Source organism: Hydrogenivirga sp. 128-5-R1-1 (genome assembly GCF_000171895.1).
In genome coordinates this window covers 1-1,866 of record NZ_ABHJ01000221.1, presented here as the reverse complement: position 1 = coordinate 1,866, position 1,866 = coordinate 1, and the positions used below count along the sequence as shown (strand labels likewise).

Annotated in this window: 3 protein-coding genes and 1 pseudogene; 3 read left to right on the top strand and 1 reads right to left on the bottom strand. The window is 28.2% G+C overall.

Features of this window, described 5'->3' with window-relative positions; translation table 11 throughout:
• The first annotated feature begins 28 nt into the window (after positions 1 to 28).
• From rimI to HG1285_RS18400, 3 genes and pseudogenes are all read left to right on the top strand, one after another.
• Positions 29 to 289 carry a ribosomal protein S18-alanine N-acetyltransferase gene (gene rimI / locus HG1285_RS03120; RefSeq protein WP_083793135.1) on the top strand — a complete coding sequence of 87 codons (261 nt, stop codon included), beginning with the start codon at positions 29 to 31 and terminating at the stop codon, positions 287 to 289.
• 91 nt (positions 290 to 380) lie between these two features.
• Positions 381 to 1,034 (top strand): phosphoribosylglycinamide formyltransferase, encoded by a 654-nt coding sequence (purN, locus tag HG1285_RS03125; RefSeq protein ID WP_008288952.1) that lies wholly within the window; start codon positions 381 to 383, stop codon positions 1,032 to 1,034.
• Positions 1,035 to 1,431: pseudogene (locus HG1285_RS18400) on the top strand (secondary thiamine-phosphate synthase enzyme YjbQ).
• Here the strand turns inward: HG1285_RS18400 and HG1285_RS03130 are convergent.
• Entirely contained in the window at positions 1,428 to 1,811 is a 384-nt protein-coding gene (locus HG1285_RS03130) for a CdaR family protein (RefSeq protein ID WP_008288950.1), read from the bottom strand. The pseudogene HG1285_RS18400 and the gene HG1285_RS03130 overlap by 4 nt on opposite strands.
• Positions 1,812 to 1,866 lie beyond the last annotated feature (55 nt).

Genomic DNA, 1,866 nt, shown 5'->3' with positions numbered 1-1,866 from the left:
GATAAAGTCATAGGTTTTTAGATAGTAAATCATACTGGACGAAGCTGAAATTTTAATGATAGCAGTTGAAAAATCTATGCAAGGTAAAGGAGTAGGAAAGTTTATACTAAATAAATTCATAAAAGATATGAAAAAACTCTGTATAAAAGAAATATTCTTAGAGGTTGCCGAAGATAATGTAAAGGCAATAAATCTTTATAAATCTTTAGGATTTAATGAATTTGATGTAAGAAAAAAATATTACAAAGATGATAAAAATGCTATTTTAATGAAAAAATCAGTCTCATAATTAATGATACGATGAAATCTTGAGGCTTTAAAAATGATTTATTATGATATTATCATTTGGTTTAAATCTTTTAGAATGATAAGGAGAGAAAATGACTTGTAATTTAGTTGTTCTTGCGTCAGGTAGAGGAAGTAATTTAAAAGCTATATTAAATGCTATTGAAGAAGGTAAAATAAATGCAAATGTAAAGCTTGTATTATCCAATAAGAAAAATGCAGGTGCTCTGGAAATTGCAAAGAATAAGGGAATAAAAGCAAAATTTTTTGACCCTTCTTTTTTTGAAACAAGGAGAGGATATGACATATATATTTCAGAAATAATAAAAAAAGAAAATCCTGATTTAGTAGTACTTGCAGGATATATGAGAATTCTTTCTGATGAATTTATAGATACCTTTGAAGGAAAACTTGTAAACATCCACCCTTCTCTTATACCGGCATTTCAAGGGATAAAAGCACAAAAACAGGCTCTTGAATATGGAGCTAAAATAACAGGTGCTACAGTACATTTTGTTACAAAGGAACTTGACAATGGACCCATAATAATTCAAGGAGTTGTGCCAATACTTCCTGATGATACTGAAGAAAGCCTTTCAAAAAGAATACTTGAAATAGAACATAGAATATACCCTCAGGCTATAAAATGGTTTTGCGATAAAAGATTGAAAATTGAAGGTAGAAAAGTAATAGTTGAAGGAGCAAAATACGGAAGTCTACCTATAAATCCATCTCTGGAGGATTTTTAAATGCTTAAATATATAGAAGTAATAACCCAAAAAAGAACACATTTTGAAGACATAACTGAAGAGGTTCAGAAAGTAGTTAATGAAAGTAATGTAAAGGAAGGTATTTGCTATATTTATGTGCCTCATACTACGGCAGGAGTATTCATAAATGAAATGCTGACCCTGATGTAAAATGGGATGTACAGCAATCGCTTGAAAACTTGTTCCCTGGGATGATAATTATAAACACATAGAAGGAAATGCTGCAGCTCACATAAAATCAATACTTGTTGGGACAAATACATTCGTACCTATAAAAAATGGAAAACTTATGCTTGGAACATGGCAGGGAATATTTTTTGCAGAATTTGATGGACCCAGAGATAGAAAAGTTATAATTAAAATAATAGAAGGTTAATGAATTTTATCTGCATATATTATTACTTTATCTGGTCTAATTGATATTATTTTAAATCCGTGAAGTTTACCTTCTATTTTAACAGGTAGTGTATTCTCACCTTCTTTTAAATTTGATGCATCTATGTAAGCTTGAACTTTAGATGTATCTAACTTTTTCATTTTTAGTCTTGAACCCTGAATAGTTATTATGACTTTTTCAGGATATATACTTTTTATTTCATAGTTTTGAGGAATATTTCTTATATCAATAAAGCTTATAAACTCTACTATTGTTTTTTGAGATTCTGTTATATTTAGCCATAATAAAAATGCTATAAACAAAGAAAGAATTTTTAAATGCAAATTGTTTATAAAAGTATCTTTTAACTTATCTATCATTTAGCTTCCTTTCTAAGTATAGATTTATCAAAAATATTAAGATTTTTCTTATATA

What these genes read in the sequence shown, in the direction of transcription:
- HG1285_RS03130 (WP_008288950.1), bottom strand. Translation starts at nt 1,811, where the DNA reads ATGATAGATAAGTTAAAAGATACTTTTATAAACAATTTGCATTTAAAA.
- purN (WP_008288952.1), top strand. Translation starts at nt 381, where the DNA reads ATGACTTGTAATTTAGTTGTTCTTGCGTCAGGTAGAGGAAGTAATTTA.